Genomic DNA, 15,729 nt, shown 5'->3' with positions numbered 1-15,729 from the left:
CTCCGTCGGGTTGAGGGTGATCGCGCGGAACACTGTAGTGCACCGACTGCACCCGTCTTGACCGAAAATAATCATTCGACTATTCTCGAACAATGGAATCAAAAGAAGTCGTTCAAGCACTGGCGGCCCTTGCGCACCCGTTGCGCCTCGAAGTGTTTCGGGCGCTGGTCGTGGCCGGGCAGAGCGGTCTCACGCCGGGCGTCATCCAGGAGGCACTGGGCGTCGCTCCGGCGACGCTCTCTTTTCATCTGAAGGAGCTGGCGGGCTCGGGCCTGGTGACGCAAGAGCGCGCCAGCCGCCACCTCATCTATCGCGCTGCGTACGACAACATGAACGCGCTGCTCGGCTACCTCACCGACAACTGCTGCCAGGGTGCCGCCTGCGCGGTGGAGACGGCCGCCGATGCCTGCAAGTGCTGACACCGCCATGACCGTCAACGTACTCATCCTCTGTACCCACAACTCGGCGCGCAGCGTGCTGTCCGAGGCCATGCTCAACCACTGGGCCCAGCTGCTCGGCAAAGACGTGCGAGCGTTCAGCGCGGGCAGCGCACCGAGCGGCCGCATCAATCCTCAGGCGCTGGTGGCGCTCCAGAACGCGGGCGTGGACGTCCAGGGCTATCGAAGCAAGAGCTGGGACGAATTCACCGGGGACTCGGCACCGCAGATGCACATCGTTATCACCGTGTGCGACAGCGCCGCGGCCGAGCAGTGCCCCTATTGGCCGGGCAGTCCGGTGAAGGTCCATTGGGGCTACCCGGACCCATCCAATGCGCCCGAAGCCGACAAGGCCGCCGCATTCGAACTCACGCGCCAGGCCATCGGCTACCGCATGCTGCAACTGCTGTCGCTGCCGCTCGCCGACCTGGGACAGGCCGAGTTGCAGGGCGCGCTCACCCGCATTTCGAAGAACTGATGACCACCTCCACCCTCGCCGCGGCGGCACCCGCCAAGCCCGCCATCGGCTTCTTCGAGCGCTACCTGACAGTATGGGTCGCCCTGTGCATCGTTGTCGGCATCACCCTCGGCCAACTGCTGCCCGGCGTCTCCAAGGCGGTCGCCAGCCTCGAAGTGGCGAAGGTCAACGTCCCGGTGGGCCTGCTCATCTGGGTGATGATCATTCCGATGCTGCTGAAGATCGACTTCGGTGCCCTTGGCCAGGTCGCTTCGCACTGGCGCGGCATCGGCGTCACGCTGTTCATCAACTGGGCGGTCAAGCCGTTCTCGATGGCGCTGCTCGGCTGGATCTTCATCCGCCATGTCTTCGCGCCCCACCTGCCCGCCGAGCAGCTCGACAGCTACGTCGCCGGGCTCATCCTGCTCGCCGCCGCGCCGTGCACGGCCATGGTGTTCGTGTGGAGCCAGCTCTGCAAGGGCGACCCGTACTTCACGCTGTCGCAGGTCGCCCTGAACGACGCCATCATGGTGGTGGCCTTCGCCCCCATCGTCGCACTGCTGCTCGGCCTTTCCTCCATCACGGTTCCATGGGACACGCTGCTCGTTTCGGTGGGCCTCTACATCGTGGTGCCGGTGGTCATCTCGCAGCTCTGGCGCAAGGCGCTGCTGCGCCGCGGCGTCGGGCATTTCCAGGCCGTGGCCGCCAGGCTGGGCCCGCTGTCCATCTCGGCGCTGCTGCTGACCCTGGTCCTGCTGTTCGCCTTCCAGGGCGAGGCCATCCTGGACCAGCCCCTGGTCATCGCGCTGCTGGCGGTGCCGATCCTGGTCCAGGTGGTCTTCAACTCGGGTCTTGCCTACCTGCTCAACAGAAAGCTTGGGGTGAAGCACTGCGTGGCCGGACCCTCGGCGCTGATCGGGGCGAGCAACTTCTTCGAACTGGCGGTGGCCACGGCCATCAGCCTCTTCGGCTTCCAGTCCGGCGCTGCGCTGGCCACCGTGGTCGGCGTCCTCATCGAGGTGCCCGTGATGCTCGCGGTCGTCGCGGTGGTGAACCGTACCCAGGGCTGGTACGAAGCCGGGCAGCCTGCATCCTGAAACCCGACGATATGTACGACGCCATCTTTCCTGCGCTCGATGCCGAACTGCTCGACCCGCCGACGCCCGAGCGCCTTGGCATGCGCGAACCCTCGCGCCACAAGCCGCGATTCCTGATGCTCTATGGCTCCCTGCGCGAACGCTCCTACAGCCGCTTGGTCACCTTCGAGGCGGCCCGGCTGCTGGAGGCCATGGGCGGCGAGGTCAGGATCTTCGACCCCGCGGGCCTGCCGCTGCCGGACAGCGAGCCCGACAGTCACCCCAAGGTCCAGGAACTGCGTGAGCTCGCCCGATGGGCTGAGGGCATGGTCTGGACCTCCCCGGAGCGCCACGGCGCGATGACCGGCATCATGAAGACCCAGATCGACTGGATTCCATTGGCCCTGGGCGCCGTGCGCCCCACGCAGGGCAAGACACTGGCCGTCATGCAGGTCTCCGGAGGCTCGCAATCCTTCAACGCGGTGAACCAGATGCGCGTGCTCGGGCGCTGGATGCGCATGCTGACCATCCCCAACCAGTCGTCGGTCGCCAAGGCTTTCCTGGAGTTCGACGAGGCTGGGCGGATGAAGCCGTCGAGCTACTACGACCGGATCGTGGACGTGATGGAAGAGCTCTTCAAGTTCACGCTGCTGACGCGCGACGTCAGCAGCTATCTGGTCGATCGGTACAGCGAACGGAAGGAGAGCGCTGTGGCGCTTGCTTCCCGTGTCGATCAGCGGTCGATCTGAGGCGCATGGCACCCTTGGACTCGGAGCGGCAGTCCGGTTTCGACCCGGCCGCCCTGGCTTCCGCGCGTCAAGATCAGTATTGACTTCCGTCGATAGGCGGCGCAACGTTCGCCCTGCCTTTTTTCCTTCGGAACGAGAGGCCACACATCACATGCCACCGCTCTTCAGCCGGATTGCCAACTGGGTCGTTCAACGAAACGATTCGCCCACGTTTCTTGCATGCGCGCTTCTTGCAGTGGGCGCGTGGATAGCTTTCTGGTTCAGCGAGTAAGCGCCCTTCGTGCAATGCATCAGACGCCCGCTTCCCGCTATGACGGTCTCAGCCAAGTCCTCCACTGGCTCACGGCCATCATCGTGACCGTTGCGTTCATCCTCGGCCCGGGTGGCTTCGGTCGACTGATGCGCCAAGGGGTGGACCCGGCGACTCGAAACGACATCGTGTGGCACGAATCCCTGGGGATTCTCGTATTGGTGCTGACCATGCTGCGCCTGGCATGGATGGCGCTGCGCCCGGCCGCACCGCAACTTCAGATGGCCAGGTGGATGTATCTGGCGGCCAAGCTCGTGAGGATCGCGCTGTGGATGCTGCTCATCGCGTTGCCCGTCACTGCGTTGTTGGCCCTGGGCAGCGAAGGCCATCCCCTGACGCTCCTGGGGGGCGTGCGCATCGACCGGATGCCCTTCATCGCAGAATCCCGCGTCGCTGGTCTGGCCGACTGGGGTGAAGTGCACCAATTCCTGGGCGACTCCATCATGTGGCTCGCCGGCCTGCACGCCATGGCCGCCATCCTCCATCATGTGGTGCTCAAGGACGGGGTGCTCGTGGCGATGCTGCCCCGAGGTAGATCCCCCAACCGAGAAGCCTGAGCGCAAAGGCCGGAGCATGAGCGTTCGACGGCAGACCTACTTCGAAGCACCGCCGGCGGCGCTGAGCTTGGCATGCGCCTGTTCGACGGTGAAGCTCGCTGCTTTCTGCCTCGGCGGAAACTCCTTGAAAGTCTCCATGAACGCACCGACGACCGCCTGGGCCGTGAACATGCGATAGCCCTTCGACATGAACCAGTCGTAGTAGGTGTTGGAGGTTACGTCGGCGCGCTCCAGCGGGTCGGTGCGCAGGTTGAAGCACTTGGGCGTGCGCAACACGGTAAACGGGTCCATCCAGATCTTCAGCGTGCCCTCGGTGCGCTGTTCCATGAAGACGAACTTCCAGTTCTTCATGCGCACGGCGACGAGGTTGGAGTCGTCGTCGAAGTACATGAACCCTTCGCGGGGGCTCTTCACTCCCTCGGTGGTGAGGAAAGGCAGCAGGTTGTAGCCATCGAGATGCACCTTGAACGTCTTGCCGGCTGCTGCGTGGCCCTTCTTGCACTTCTCGACGATTTCCGGCTCGCCTGCCATCGCGAGAAAGGTCGGCAGCCAGTCGTGGTGCTGCACGATGTCGTTGGACACCACCCCGGCCGGAATCCTGCCGGGCCAGCGCACCAGCAATGGAATGCGGAAAGCGCCTTCCCAGTTCGTGTCCTTTTCGCTGCGAAACGGCGTCATGCCCGCGTCCGGCCAGGAGTTCATGTGAGGACCGTTGTCGGTCGAATACATGACGAAGGTGTCTTCGGCAAGGCCGAGTTCATCCAGCAGATCGAGCAGTCGGCCGACGTGCCGATCGTGGTCGATCATGGTGTCGTGATAGGTGGATTGGCTTTCGCCTGCCTGACCGACGCTCTTGGGCTTCGGATGCGTGCGGAAATGCATGTGGGTGGTGTTGACCCAGCAGAAGAAGGGCTGTTCGCCTTCGGCCTGTCGCCGGATGTAGTCTTCGGCCCCGGACACGATCTCGTCGTCGATCGTCTGCATGCGCTTGCGCGTAAGCGGGCCGGTGTCCTTGATCTTCTGCTTGCCGACCCGGCCCCAGCGGGGTTGATCGGTCTTGTCGTCCTTGTCGGTGGCCTGGCACTTGAGTACGCCGCGTGGAAGATACCTGGCGCGGAATCTCGGATCCGTCGGGTAGTCGGGATCCTCGGGATCTTCCTCGGCGTTCAGGTGATACAGGTTGCCGAAGAACTCGTCGAAGCCATGCACGGTGGGCAGGTACTTGTTCATGTCGCCCAGGTGGTTCTTTCCGAACTGCGCGGTGGCATAGCCCTGTGCTTTCAACAGCTCGGCAATGGTCGGGTCTTCAGCCTGCAGACCGACGTCGGCGCCCGGCATGCCGACCTTGGACAGGCCGGTGCGGTGCACGCTCTGACCCGTAATGAAGGATGACCTCCCGGCCGTGCAACTCTGCTCGCCATACGAGTCGGTGAACATCATCCCTTCTCTCGCAAGTCGGTCGATGTTGGGCGTCCTGTAGCCCATCACCCCATGGCTGTAGCAAGACAGGTTGTAGATCCCGATGTCGTCGCCCCAGATCACCAGAATGTTGGGTCTCCGCGTCTTGGCGAGCTGCTTTTTTGAGGCCACAAGGACTCCTTGTTGGGTAAAACCTGGAGAGTGCGCAAGAGTTGCCAGCGGCGCACTTGTACTTGTGGGCAGGAAGGCTTGCACTTTGGTGCAAGGGGTGCGCTGCGTCCAGCGATTGCCACGCGCGCTTGATTTGGCAAAAGACCCCCGGCCGCTGCGGGTCTTTGCACTTCCGGAAGCCTCCGAACTCCTGCAAAATAGCACGACCGTTCGTTTTATTCCTCCCGATCCCCCCGATGTCCGACACCGCCGTCCCCGCCAAGCCTTCCCGCGCGCCCGCCAAGGGTCAGCAGACCAAGGCCGTCATCATCGACGCGGCGCTCAATCTCGCGGCCCAGATCGGGCTCGAAGGCCTGTCGATCGGCGCCCTGGCCGAGGTCACGCAGATGAGCAAGTCGGGCGTCTTCGCCCATTTCGGCTCGCGGGAAGAACTGCAGATCTCGGTGGTGCGCGAATACCACCAGCGCTTCGAGCAGGAAGTGTTCTACCCCGCCATGAGCACCCCGCGCGGCCTGCCGCGGCTGCGCGCGATGTTCGCCAACTGGATGAAGCGCACCTCGGCCGAGATCGATTCGGGCTGCATCTACATCAGCGGCGCGGTCGAGTTCGACGACCGCCCGGGCCCCGTGCGCGACGCTCTGGCCGACTCGGTCAACACCTGGCTGGCCGCCATGTACCGGGCCGTGCTGCAGGCCCAGACCGAAGGCCACCTGCGCGCCGACGCCGACGCCAAGCAGATCGCCTTCGAGATCCATGCGCTGATCCTGGCCCTGCACTACGAAGCCCGCTTCCTGCGCTCGCCCGACTCGCTGGCTCGCGCCAACGCCGGCTTCGACAACATCCTTGCGCGCAGCGCCACCGACACTGCGCCGGCCGCCAAGACCCCCGCGGCCCGCCGCCTCAAGACCGTGCGCTGAGGCCCGCGGACGACCACTTTCGTTTTTCCTTTTTCTTCTCTTCATCTTTCCGGAGACCCACCGATGCCCGCCTACACCCCGCCCCTGCGCGACATGCAGTTCGTGATGCACGAAGTGTTCAACATCACCGACGAACTCAAGGTGATGCCCAAGCACGCCGAGGTCGATGCGGACACGATCAACGCGATCCTCGAGGAAGGCGGCAAGTTCGCCTCCGAAGTCACCTTCCCGCTCAACATCGGCGGCGACGAAGAAGGCTGCGTGCTCGACAAGACCACGCACGAGGTGAAGACCCCCAAGGGCTTCAAGGATGCCTACGCCAAATTCGTCGAAGGCGGCTGGGCCGCGCTGTCCTGCGACCCGGCCTACGGCGGCCAGGGCCTGCCCTATGTGGTCAACCAGTGCGTCTACGAGATGCTCAACTCGGCCAACCAGGCCTGGACCATGTACCCGGGCCTGTCGCACGGCGCCTACGAGGCGCTGGCCGCGCACGGCACCGACGAGCAGAAGAAGACCTACCTCCCCAAGCTCACCTCGGGCGAGTGGACCGGCACCATGTGCCTGACCGAACCCCATTGCGGCACCGACCTGGGCCTGCTGCGCACCAAGGCCGAACCGCAGGCCGACGGCACCTACAAGATCACCGGCAACAAGATCTTCATCTCGGCCGGCGAGCACGACATGGCCGGCAACATCATCCACCTGGTGCTGGCCCGCCTGCCGGATGCGCCCAAGGGCAGCAAGGGTATCAGCCTGTTCGTGGTGCCGAAGTTCAACGTCAACGCCGACGGTTCGCTCGGCAGCCGGAACGGCATCTTCTGCGCCGGCCTCGAGCACAAGATGGGCATCCACGGCAATGCCACCGCGCAGATCGTGATCGAAGGCGCCATCGGCACCATGGTCGGCCAGCCCAACAAGGGCCTGGCGGCGATGTTCGTGATGATGAACGCGGCCCGCCTGGGCGTCGGCAACCAGTCGCTGGGCCTGACCGAAGTCGCCTTCCAGAACGCGCTGGCCTATGCCAAGGACCGCACCCAGATGCGCTCGCTGTCGGGCGTCAAGGCCAAGGACAAGGACGCCGATCCGATCATCGTCCACCCCGACGTGCGCAAGATGCTGATGACCGCCAAGGCCTACGCCGAAGGCGGCCGCGCGATGGCGATCTACTGCACCTTGCTGCTCGACAAGGAGCACAACCACCCCGACGAGAAGGTGCGCAAGGACTCGGGCGAGATCGTCGCCCTGCTGACGCCGATCGTGAAGGCCTTCCTGACCGACAACGGCCACACCGCGACCAACGCCTGCATGCAGGTCTTCGGCGGCCACGGCTTCATCAAGGAATGGGGCATGGAGCAGTTCGTGCGCGACAACCGCATCAACATGATCTATGAAGGCACCAACACCATCCAGTCGCTGGACCTGCTGGGCCGCAAGATCCTCGGCAACAACGGCGCGACCCTGAAGAAGTTCGGCAAGCTGGTCGGCAAGCTGGTCGAGGAAGAGGGCGTCAACGAGAAGATGAGCGAGTTCATCACGCCGGTGGCGGTGCTGGGCGAGCAGCTCACCAAGTTCACGACCGAGATCGGCTTCAAGGGCTTCCAGAACCCCGACGAGGTCGGCGCCGCCGCGGTGGACTACCTGCGGGTCGCGGGCCACTTCGTGTTCGGCTACATGTTCGCGCTGATGGCGCGCACCGCGCTGCGCCAGATCGCGGCCGGCAACACCGACCCGTTCTACGTCGCCAAGCTCCAGACCGCGCGCTTCTACTTCGCCAAGCTGTTCCCCGAGACCGCGACGCTGATGCGCACCGCGCGTGCCGGCAGCGCGCCGCTGATGAACACCGACGCCGCGCTGGCCTGAACGCCATGAAGGCCCTGCTCGCAGCGATCGCCCTGGCGGCCTCGGCCGCTTCGGCCATGGCCCAGATGACCCCCGTGGGCGTCTGGCGCAGCGTCGACGACAAGACCGGCGAATCGAAAGCCGAGATCCGCATCGCCGAATCGGGCGGCGCGCTGGCCGGCCGCATCGAGAAGACGCTGCGCAAGGATGCCAAGCCCGACGCCGCGTGCGACGAGTGCACCGACGAGCGAAAGGGCAAGCCGATCGCCGGGCTGGAGATCATCCGCGGCGGCAAGAAGGCCGAGGGCAAGGACGTCTGGGAAGGCGGCCGGATCCTCGACCCCGAGAACGGCAAGGAATACCGCGCCAGCTTCACGCCGATCGATGGCGGCAAGAAGCTCGAAGTGCGCGGCTACCTGGGCCCCTTCTGGCGCACCCAAACCTGGATGCGTGTGCAGTAAGCCGCGCGCGTTCCACATCAAGAAGCAAATCACCATGTCCAGATTCCAAGTGAAAAAGGTCGCCGTGCTCGGCGCCGGCGTGATGGGCGCGCAGATCGCGGCCCACCTCGTCAATGTGCGCGTGCCGGTCGTGCTGTTCGATCTTCCCGCCAAGGAAGGCCCGAAGAACGGCATCGTCATGCGCGCCATCGACAACCTCAAGAAGCTCAAGCCCGCGCCGCTGGCGGACGTGGCCGATGCCGGCCTGATCGAGCAGGCCAACTACGAGACCGATCTCGCCAAGCTCGGCGAATGCGACCTCGTGATCGAAGCCATTGCCGAGCGCATGGACTGGAAGCTCGATCTCTACAGGAAGATCGCGCCGCACGTCGCCAAGCATGCGATCCTGGCCTCGAACACCTCGGGCCTGTCGATCACCAAGCTCAGCGAGGCATTGCCCGAGGCGCTCAAGCCGCGCTTCTGCGGCATCCACTTCTTCAATCCGCCGCGCTACATGTTCCTGGTCGAGCTGATCAACACGCCGACCACCGAGCCCGAAGTGCTCGACCAGCTCGAGACCTTCGTCACCAGCGCACTCGGCAAGGGCGTGGTGCGGGCGCACGACACGCCCAACTTCATCGCCAACCGGGTCGGCATCGCCGGCATGCTGGCCACCTTGAAGGAAGTCGAGAAGTTCGGCCTCACGCCCGACGTGGTGGACGATCTCACGGGCAAGAAGCTCGGCCGCGCGAGCTCGGGCACCTTCCGCACCGCCGACGTCGTGGGCCTGGACACCATGGCCCACGTGGTCAAGACGCTGCAGGACAACCTCGACGAGAAGAGCGATCCGTTCTATGCCAACTTCGCGACGCCGCCGGTGCTCGCCAAGCTGCTCGAACTCGGCAACCTGGGCCAGAAGACCAAGGCCGGCTTCTTCAAGAAGGCCGGGCGCGACATCCTGCGCTTCGATTTGGCCAAGGGCGAGTACGTGCCCTCGGGCGACAAGGCCGACGAGGTCTACGGCCGCATGCTCAAGAAGCCGGCGGCGCAGCGCCTGAAGCTGCTGCGCGAGAGCGAAGGCGCACAGGGCCAGTTCCTGTGGGCGATCCTGCGCGACAGTTTCCATTACGCCGCGGTGCATCTGGCGACCATCGCCGAGAGCGCGCGCGACATCGACTTCGCGATGCGCTGGGGCTTCGGCATGAAGCAGGGCCCGTTCGAGCTCTGGCAGGAGGCCGGCTGGACGCAGGTCGCCAAGTGGATCCAGGAAGACATCGATGCGGGCAAGGCGCTGTCGACCGCACCGCTGCCGAAGTGGGTGTTCGAAGGCCCGGTGGCCGAAGCCGGTGGCGTCCACACGCCGGCGGGTTCGTGGAGCGCCTCGAAGAACATCTTCGTCGCCGCCCGCAAGCTGCCGGTGCATGAACGCCAGCTGTTCCCCGAGAGCGTGCTCGGCGCCGATGCGCCCGACGCCAACAAGGCCGGCACCACGGTCCAGGACGAGGGCGACGTGCGCCTCTGGACGCTCGACGGCGAGGTGCTGATCGCCAGCATCCACTCGAAGATGCACGCCATCAGCCCGGACGTCGCCGAGGCCCTGGCGGCCGGCGTCGAGCTGGCCGAGAAGGAATACAAGGCGATGGTGATCTGGTCGCCCGACGAGATGTTCTCGGTCGGCGCCGACCTGCAGGCGATGCTGCCGGCCTTCGTGGTCGCCGGCATCGGCGCGGTCGAAGGCGCGGAGCAGGAGCTGCAGAACGTCATGCTCAAGATCCGCTACGCCAGCGTGCCGGTGGTGTCCGCCGTGCGCGGCATGGCGCTCGGCGGCGGCTGCGAGCTGGCGGTGCATTCGGCGAAGCGTGTCGCCGCGATGGAAAGCTACATCGGCCTGGTGGAAGTGGGCGTGGGCCTGATTCCCGGCGCCGGCGGCCTGACCTACATCGCGCGCCGCGCGGCCGAGAACGCGGCCGCATCGACCGGCAGCGACCTGCTGCCTTTCCTGACCGAGGGCTTCACCGCCGCGGCCATGGCCAAGGTCGGCACCAGCGCGCTCGAATCGAAGAAGCTCGGCTACCTGCTCGACAGCGATGTCGTGGTGCCGAACAAGGACGAGCTGCTGTACGTGGCATTGCAGCAGGCCAAGGCGATGGCCGACGCCGGCTGGCGCCCGCCGCTGCGCCGCCAGTTCAAGGTTGCGGGCCGCAGCGGCGCCGCCACCATCAAGGGCCAGCTGGTCAACATGCGCGACGGTGGCTTCATCAGCGCGCACGACTTCCACATCGCGAGCCTGATCGCCGAAGTGGTCACCGGCGGCGACATCGATGCCGGCTCGCTGGTCACCGAGGAATACCTGATGGCGCTGGAACGCAAGGCGTTCTGCTCGCTCATCGTGCATCCCAAGACGCAGGAACGCATCATGGGCATGCTCTCGACCGGCAAGCCCGTGCGCAACTAAGGACAGACACCATGAGCAAGCAAATACAAGACGCCTACATCGTCTCCGCCACCCGCACGCCGATCGGCAAGTCGCACCGCGGCTACTTCCGCAACTACCGCCCCGACGACCTGCTCGCGACCACGCTGAAGGCGGCGCTGGCGGCCGTGCCCGGGCTCGATCCGAAGGCGATCGAGGACATCATCTGCGGCTGCGCGATTCCCGAATCGCAGCAGGGCCTCAATGTGGCGCGCATCGGCGCCGTGCTCGCCGGCCTGCCCGACAGCATCGGCGGCATCACGGTCAACCGCTTCTGCGCCTCGGGCCTGTCGGCGGTGCAGATGGCGGCCGACCGCATCCGCGTCGGCGAGGCCGAAGTGATGATCGCCGCCGGCGTCGAGAGCATGAGCATGGTGCCGATGATGGGCAACTCGCCCTCGCTGTCGCCCTCGATCTTCGAGCGCGAAGGCGACGTCGGCATCGCCTACGGCATGGGCTTGACCGCCGAGAAGGTGGCCCAGCAATGGAAGGTGAGCCGCGAGGCGCAGGACGCCTTCGCGCTCGAGTCGCACCGCCGCGCGCTGGCCGCCCAGCAGGCCGGCGAGTTCGCCGACGAGATCACGCCGATCGAAGTCACCGACCGCTCGCCCGACCTTGCCACCGGCGAGTCGGTGGCCAAGAGCCGCATCGTGAGCCTCGACGAAGGCGCGCGCCCCGACACCACGCTCGAAGGCCTGGCCAAGCTGCGCACCGTGTTCGCGGCCCGCGGCTCGGTCACGGCCGGCAACAGCTCGCAGACCTCGGACGGCGCCGGCGCGCTGATCCTGGCCAGCGAGAAGGCCTGCAAGCAGTACGACCTGAAGCCGCTGGCGCGCTTCGTGAGCTTCGCCAGCAAGGGCGTGCCGCCGCACATCATGGGCATCGGCCCGATCGAGGCGATCCCGGCCGCGCTGCGCTATGCCGGCCTGACGCAGGACGCGATCGACTGGATCGAGCTCAACGAGGCCTTCGCGGCGCAGTCGCTGGCGGTGATCAACACGCTGGGCCTCGATCCGGCCAAGGTCAATCCGATGGGCGGCGCGATCGCGCTGGGCCATCCGCTCGGCGCCACCGGCGCGATCCGCTCGGCGACCGTGATCCACGCGCTGCAGCGCAAGAAGCTCAAGTACGGCATGGTCACGATGTGCGTGGGCATGGGCCAGGGCGCGGCGGGGATCTTCGAGCGGGTCTGAGATGGAACACCGCAGCCTGCAGGTCGACGAGGGCGTGCGGATCGCCGTGCGCCTCTATGAGCCGGACGGAGCGCCGCGCGCCAGCGTGGTGATCGGCGGCGCGATGGGCGTGCGGCAGGCTTTCTACGAGCCTTTCGCACGCTGGCTGACACAGCAGGGCCTGCGGGTCTGGACCTTCGACTATCGCGGCTGCGGGGAGTCTCGCCCGGCCGATGCGGCCGCCTCGCTGCGCGGATTCGAGGCCGACCTCTTCGACTGGACGCGGGACTACGAGGCCGTGATCGATGCGGCCAAGGCGGGTGGGCGAGACATTCCGCTCTATCTGCTGGGCCACAGCCTGGGCGCCCAGTTGCCGGGTTTTCTGCAGCGTCCGCAGCAGGTCGATGGCCTGATCAGCATCGCCGCCGGCAGCGGCTACTGGCGCGAGAACGCGCCGCGTCTGAAGCGCGGCGTCCTTTACTTCTGGTATCTCCTGGTGCCGCTGGCGACGCGAATCTGGGGCTACTTCCCTGGTACCCGGCTGCGCAAGGTCGGCGACCTGCCGCGCGGCGTGATCCTGCAATGGCGCCGCTGGTGCCTCGATCCTCGCTACGGCATGGGCGCCGAGGGCGAAGCGGCCGTTCGAAGCTACGGCAAGGTCCGCTTCCCGGTGCTGGCGCTCTCGATGACCGATGACGAACTGATGACGCTGGAGGGCACGCAAAGCCTGCTGAGCTTCTACAGCGGTGCACCCAGCGCGCTGCAGCGCATCGCGCCCGCGGACGTGCAGGCCCGGCGGATCGGCCATTTCGGGTTGTTCCGCGAGCAGTTCAGCCAGAGCCTGTGGCCGAGGGTGGCCGACAGCCTGCACGACCTGGCGGCGCTGACGGCGCCCGCCCGAAACGTCCCGCACACGACTGCGTGACCGGCCCTCACGGAGGCACACTGCGCCCATGAAGACACACCCCCTCGACAAGGCCCTCGACCTGGTGCACAGCGATATCCAGGCGGGGTGCTTCACCGGTGCCACGAGCCCGGACTACTGGAACATGGTCGGCCCCTTCGGCGGCACGACCGCCGCCGTGATGCTGCAGGCCGTGCTGCGGCATCCCGACCTGCTCGGCGAGCCGGTCGCCGTCACGGTCAACTATGCGGCCGCGGTCGGCGAGGGCGCCTTCGAGGTGCTCGCCGTGCCGGTGCGCACCAACCGCTCGACCCAGCACTGGACGATCCAGATGTCGCAGGCCGGCGCCGACGGCAAGCCGCACGTGACCACCACCGGCACCGCAGTCACCGCGGTGCGGCGCGAGACCTGGGGCACCAGCGACCTGCCGATGCCCGAGGCGCCGCCGCCGGCGGCGATCGAGCGCGCGAGCATCGGGCCGGCCCGGGCCGCCTGGCTCGGCCAGTACGAGATGCGGCCGATCATCGGATCGATCCCGACCGAATGGGACGGCAGCGGCGAGGCCAGCGAGACGCGCATGTGGATCCGCGACGCCGAACCCCGGCCGCTCGACTTCGCGGCACTGATGGCGCTCAGCGACACCTTCTACCCGCGCGTCTGGCTGCGGCGCGCCAAGCCGGTGCCGATCGGCACCGTGTCGATCACGACCTACTTCCACACCGACGGCGCGCTGCTGGCCGAGGTCGGCACCGGCTACCTGCTGGGCCGGGCCACCGGGCAGCAGTTCAGCAACGGCTACTTCGACCAGGCGGCGCAGCTCTGGAGCGAGTCGGGCGCGCTGCTGGCCACCAGCAACCAGATCGTCTACTTCAAGGAATGAGTGCCCTGCCGCGACAATGAACGGCAGCACAAGGAGACACGCATGACGACGAAATCCGTCGATTTCTATTTCGACTTCGGCAGCCCGGCCGCCTACCTGGCCTACACGCAGTTGCCGCACCTGTGCGCCGATACGGGCGCTGCGCTGGTCTGGAAGCCAATGCTGCTGGGCGGCGTGTTCCAGGCCACCGGCAACCGCTCGCCGGCCGAGGTCCCGGCCAAGCGGCCCTACATGAACGCCGACCTGAAGCGTTTCGCCGCGCGCTATGGCGTGCCCTTCAGGCACAACCCGAACTTCCCGATCAACACGCTGCTGCTGATGCGCGGCGCCACCGGCCTGCAGATGCGCGAGCCCGAGCGCTTTCGCGCGTACGTCGATGCCGTCTACCACGCGATGTGGGTCGAGCCGCAGAATCTCAACGATGCCGCGACCGTCGGCGCCGTGCTGCAGGCGGCCGGCTTCGACGCGGCCCAGTTGCTGGCCTTGGCCAATGACCAGGCGGTCAAGGACCGGCTCAAGGCCAACACCGAGGAAGCCGTGCAGCGCGGCATCTTCGGCGCGCCGACCATGTTCGTCGGCGACCAGATGTTCTGGGGCCAGGACCGGCTCGACTTCGTTCGAGAAGCCCTGGCCTGACCGTGGGCCCCGCCCGGCGGCGGCCTGATCCCCTCGTTTTTTTCAAGGACCTCCCATGAGCGACATCCTCGTCCACACCGAAGCCGGTGTGATGACCCTGACCTTCAACCGTCTCGACAAGAAGAACTCGATCACCAGCGCGATGTACGGCGAGCTGGCCGACGCGCTGGCCCGGGCCGAGCAGGACGGCGCGGTGCGCGCGGTGCTGATCCAGGGCGACGCCACGATCTTCAGCGCCGGCAACGACATCGGCGACTTCCTCAACCAGCCGCCGTCGACCCAGGAGTCGCCGGTGTTCCGCTTCCTGCGCGGCATCGCCACCTTTCCGAAGCCGATCGTGGCGGCGGTCTGCGGCCCGGCGGTGGGCATCGGCACCACGATGCTGTTCCACTGCGACCTGGTTTATGCCGGGGACAACGCGGCCTTCTCGATGCCCTTCGTGAACCTGGGCCTGTGTCCCGAGGCTGCGTCCAGCCTGCTGGTGCCGCAGATGTTCGGCTACCACCGCGCGGCCGAGGCGCTGCTGTTGGGCGAACCCTTCATGGCCGAGGCGGCGCTCGAGGTCGGCCTGGTCAATCGCGTGGTGCCGCCCACCGAAGCCAATGGCATCGCCCAGGCGCAGGCGCGCAAGCTCGCGGCCAAGCCGCTGAGCGCCCTGATCGAGACCAAGCGCCTCATGAAGAAGTCGCAGCTGCCTGCGCTGCTCGAGCGCATGGGCGAAGAGGGCCAGAGTTTCGGCCGCATGCTGCGCGAACCCGCGGCGCGCGAGGCCTTCACGGCCTTCATGGAAAAGCGCAAGCCGGATTTTTCGAAGGTCTGAGCGGTGGGGGAAGGACCGGTCAGTCCTTCTCGATAGGCCGCGGCCGACCGTCGTCGTCGATTGCGACGTAGGTGAATGTGGCCTCGGTCACCTTGATGTATTCGCCCTGCGCCCGGAAGCGCTCGGCGAAGACCTCGACCGTGACCGTGACCGAGGTGCGCCCGATGCGCACCAGCTTCGAATAGAACGACAGGATGTCGCCCAGCCGCACCGGCTGCTTGAAGATGAATTCGTTGACCGCCACGGTCGCCATCCGGCCCTTGGCGTAGCGCGCCGGAATCACCGAGCCGGCCAGGTCGCACTGCGCCATGACCCAGCCGCCGAAGATGTCGCCATTGGCGTTGCAGTCGGCCGGCATCGGGATCACCTTGAGCACCAGCTCCATGTCGGCCGGTAGGCTCTTGAGCGTGGCGGGGAGGTTGGCGCTGGAATTTGCGGACATGGGCACAATCTGGGGTCGGGTCGTCAGACC

The 15,729-nt window shown here is 66.4% G+C and carries 16 protein-coding genes; 14 read left to right on the top strand and 2 right to left on the bottom strand.

Annotated features, from left to right (window positions below; translation table 11 throughout):
• The first annotated feature begins 92 nt into the window (after window positions 1–92).
• The 5 genes from AC1DF3_RS15900 (at window position 93) to AC1DF3_RS15880 (ending at window position 3,586) form a co-directional block, all read left to right on the top strand.
• Window positions 93–419 (top strand): ArsR/SmtB family transcription factor, encoded by a 327-nt coding sequence (locus AC1DF3_RS15900; RefSeq protein ID WP_286522233.1) that lies wholly within the window; start codon window positions 93–95, stop codon window positions 417–419.
• A 7-nt stretch (window positions 420–426) separates the two neighbouring features.
• On the top strand, window positions 427–915 hold the full coding sequence (locus tag AC1DF3_RS15895) for an arsenate reductase ArsC (RefSeq protein WP_478140247.1): 489 nt from the start codon (window positions 427–429) through the stop codon (window positions 913–915).
• Window positions 915–1,991, top strand: coding sequence for an ACR3 family arsenite efflux transporter (arsB, locus tag AC1DF3_RS15890; RefSeq protein WP_478140139.1), 1,077 nt, complete (start codon window positions 915–917; stop codon window positions 1,989–1,991). Before AC1DF3_RS15895 ends, arsB begins: the two co-directional genes overlap by 1 nt.
• 11 nt (window positions 1,992–2,002) lie before the next feature.
• Complete coding sequence (gene arsH, locus AC1DF3_RS15885; RefSeq protein ID WP_478140138.1) at window positions 2,003–2,719, top strand: arsenical resistance protein ArsH; 717 nt, start codon at window positions 2,003–2,005, stop codon at window positions 2,717–2,719.
• A gap of 285 nt (window positions 2,720–3,004) precedes the next feature.
• The gene (locus AC1DF3_RS15880) at window positions 3,005–3,586 is read left to right on the top strand and encodes a cytochrome b (protein WP_478140137.1); all 582 of its coding nucleotides are present in this window, start codon (window positions 3,005–3,007) and stop codon (window positions 3,584–3,586) included.
• 36 nt (window positions 3,587–3,622) lie between these two features.
• On the opposite strand, the gene AC1DF3_RS15875 is transcribed toward AC1DF3_RS15880, so the two are convergent.
• Entirely contained in the window at window positions 3,623–5,176 is a 1,554-nt protein-coding gene (locus AC1DF3_RS15875) for an arylsulfatase (protein WP_478140246.1), read from the bottom strand.
• 236 nt (window positions 5,177–5,412) lie between these two features.
• On the opposite strand from AC1DF3_RS15875, the gene AC1DF3_RS15870 reads away from it, so the two are divergent.
• From AC1DF3_RS15870 to AC1DF3_RS15830, 9 genes are all read left to right on the top strand, one after another.
• Entirely contained in the window at window positions 5,413–6,093 is a 681-nt protein-coding gene (locus tag AC1DF3_RS15870; protein ID WP_286534033.1) for a TetR/AcrR family transcriptional regulator, read from the top strand.
• A gap of 63 nt (window positions 6,094–6,156) precedes the next feature.
• The gene (locus AC1DF3_RS15865; RefSeq protein ID WP_478140136.1) at window positions 6,157–7,953 is read left to right on the top strand and encodes an acyl-CoA dehydrogenase C-terminal domain-containing protein; all 1,797 of its coding nucleotides are present in this window, start codon (window positions 6,157–6,159) and stop codon (window positions 7,951–7,953) included.
• Between the two features lie 5 nt (window positions 7,954–7,958).
• On the top strand, window positions 7,959–8,393 hold the full coding sequence (locus AC1DF3_RS15860) for a DUF2147 domain-containing protein (protein WP_478140135.1): 435 nt from the start codon (window positions 7,959–7,961) through the stop codon (window positions 8,391–8,393).
• Window positions 8,394–8,427: 34 nt separating this feature from the next.
• Window positions 8,428–10,827: a 3-hydroxyacyl-CoA dehydrogenase NAD-binding domain-containing protein gene (locus AC1DF3_RS15855; protein ID WP_478140134.1), complete on the top strand. Its 2,400-nt coding sequence runs from the start codon at window positions 8,428–8,430 to the stop codon at window positions 10,825–10,827.
• Between the two features lie 11 nt (window positions 10,828–10,838).
• Window positions 10,839–12,038, top strand: coding sequence for an acetyl-CoA C-acyltransferase (locus AC1DF3_RS15850; protein WP_478140133.1), 1,200 nt, complete (start codon window positions 10,839–10,841; stop codon window positions 12,036–12,038).
• Window position 12,039: 1 nt separating this feature from the next.
• Window positions 12,040–12,942, top strand: a complete 903-nt coding sequence (locus tag AC1DF3_RS15845) for an alpha/beta hydrolase family protein (RefSeq protein WP_301808279.1) — start codon at window positions 12,040–12,042, stop codon at window positions 12,940–12,942.
• A 28-nt stretch (window positions 12,943–12,970) separates the two neighbouring features.
• Window positions 12,971–13,801: an acyl-CoA thioesterase gene (locus AC1DF3_RS15840; protein ID WP_478140132.1), complete on the top strand. Its 831-nt coding sequence runs from the start codon at window positions 12,971–12,973 to the stop codon at window positions 13,799–13,801.
• A gap of 42 nt (window positions 13,802–13,843) precedes the next feature.
• A complete protein-coding gene (locus tag AC1DF3_RS15835) occupies window positions 13,844–14,437 on the top strand; it encodes a 2-hydroxychromene-2-carboxylate isomerase (RefSeq protein ID WP_286522246.1) in 594 nt (197 codons plus the stop codon).
• Window positions 14,438–14,492: 55 nt separating this feature from the next.
• Window positions 14,493–15,257, top strand: coding sequence for an enoyl-CoA hydratase (locus tag AC1DF3_RS15830; protein ID WP_478140131.1), 765 nt, complete (start codon window positions 14,493–14,495; stop codon window positions 15,255–15,257).
• Between the two features lie 19 nt (window positions 15,258–15,276).
• Here AC1DF3_RS15830 and AC1DF3_RS15825 read toward each other — a convergent pair whose 3' ends face one another.
• Entirely contained in the window at window positions 15,277–15,699 is a 423-nt protein-coding gene (locus AC1DF3_RS15825) for an acyl-CoA thioesterase (protein ID WP_478140130.1), read from the bottom strand.
• Window positions 15,700–15,729 lie beyond the last annotated feature (30 nt).

The sequence above is a fragment of the Variovorax sp. 10N432 genome (assembly GCF_056394465.1).
The sequence above is the reverse complement of the archived record's forward strand: the minus strand, read 5'-3'. Positions and strand labels throughout refer to the sequence as shown.

Coding starts and splice junctions, on each gene's coding strand:
- AC1DF3_RS15900 (WP_286522233.1), top strand. CDS start 93: ATGGAATCAAAAGAAGTCGTTCAAGCACTGGCGGCCCTTGCGCACCCG.
- AC1DF3_RS15895 (WP_478140247.1), top strand. CDS start 427: ATGACCGTCAACGTACTCATCCTCTGTACCCACAACTCGGCGCGCAGC.
- arsB (WP_478140139.1), top strand. CDS start 915: ATGACCACCTCCACCCTCGCCGCGGCGGCACCCGCCAAGCCCGCCATC.
- arsH (WP_478140138.1), top strand. CDS start 2,003: ATGTACGACGCCATCTTTCCTGCGCTCGATGCCGAACTGCTCGACCCG.
- AC1DF3_RS15880 (WP_478140137.1), top strand. CDS start 3,005: ATGCATCAGACGCCCGCTTCCCGCTATGACGGTCTCAGCCAAGTCCTC.
- AC1DF3_RS15870 (WP_286534033.1), top strand. CDS start 5,413: ATGTCCGACACCGCCGTCCCCGCCAAGCCTTCCCGCGCGCCCGCCAAG.
- AC1DF3_RS15865 (WP_478140136.1), top strand. CDS start 6,157: ATGCCCGCCTACACCCCGCCCCTGCGCGACATGCAGTTCGTGATGCAC.
- AC1DF3_RS15860 (WP_478140135.1), top strand. CDS start 7,959: ATGAAGGCCCTGCTCGCAGCGATCGCCCTGGCGGCCTCGGCCGCTTCG.
- AC1DF3_RS15855 (WP_478140134.1), top strand. CDS start 8,428: ATGTCCAGATTCCAAGTGAAAAAGGTCGCCGTGCTCGGCGCCGGCGTG.
- AC1DF3_RS15850 (WP_478140133.1), top strand. CDS start 10,839: ATGAGCAAGCAAATACAAGACGCCTACATCGTCTCCGCCACCCGCACG.
- AC1DF3_RS15845 (WP_301808279.1), top strand. CDS start 12,040: ATGGAACACCGCAGCCTGCAGGTCGACGAGGGCGTGCGGATCGCCGTG.
- AC1DF3_RS15840 (WP_478140132.1), top strand. CDS start 12,971: ATGAAGACACACCCCCTCGACAAGGCCCTCGACCTGGTGCACAGCGAT.
- AC1DF3_RS15835 (WP_286522246.1), top strand. CDS start 13,844: ATGACGACGAAATCCGTCGATTTCTATTTCGACTTCGGCAGCCCGGCC.
- AC1DF3_RS15830 (WP_478140131.1), top strand. CDS start 14,493: ATGAGCGACATCCTCGTCCACACCGAAGCCGGTGTGATGACCCTGACC.
- AC1DF3_RS15825 (WP_478140130.1), bottom strand. CDS start 15,699: ATGTCCGCAAATTCCAGCGCCAACCTCCCCGCCACGCTCAAGAGCCTA.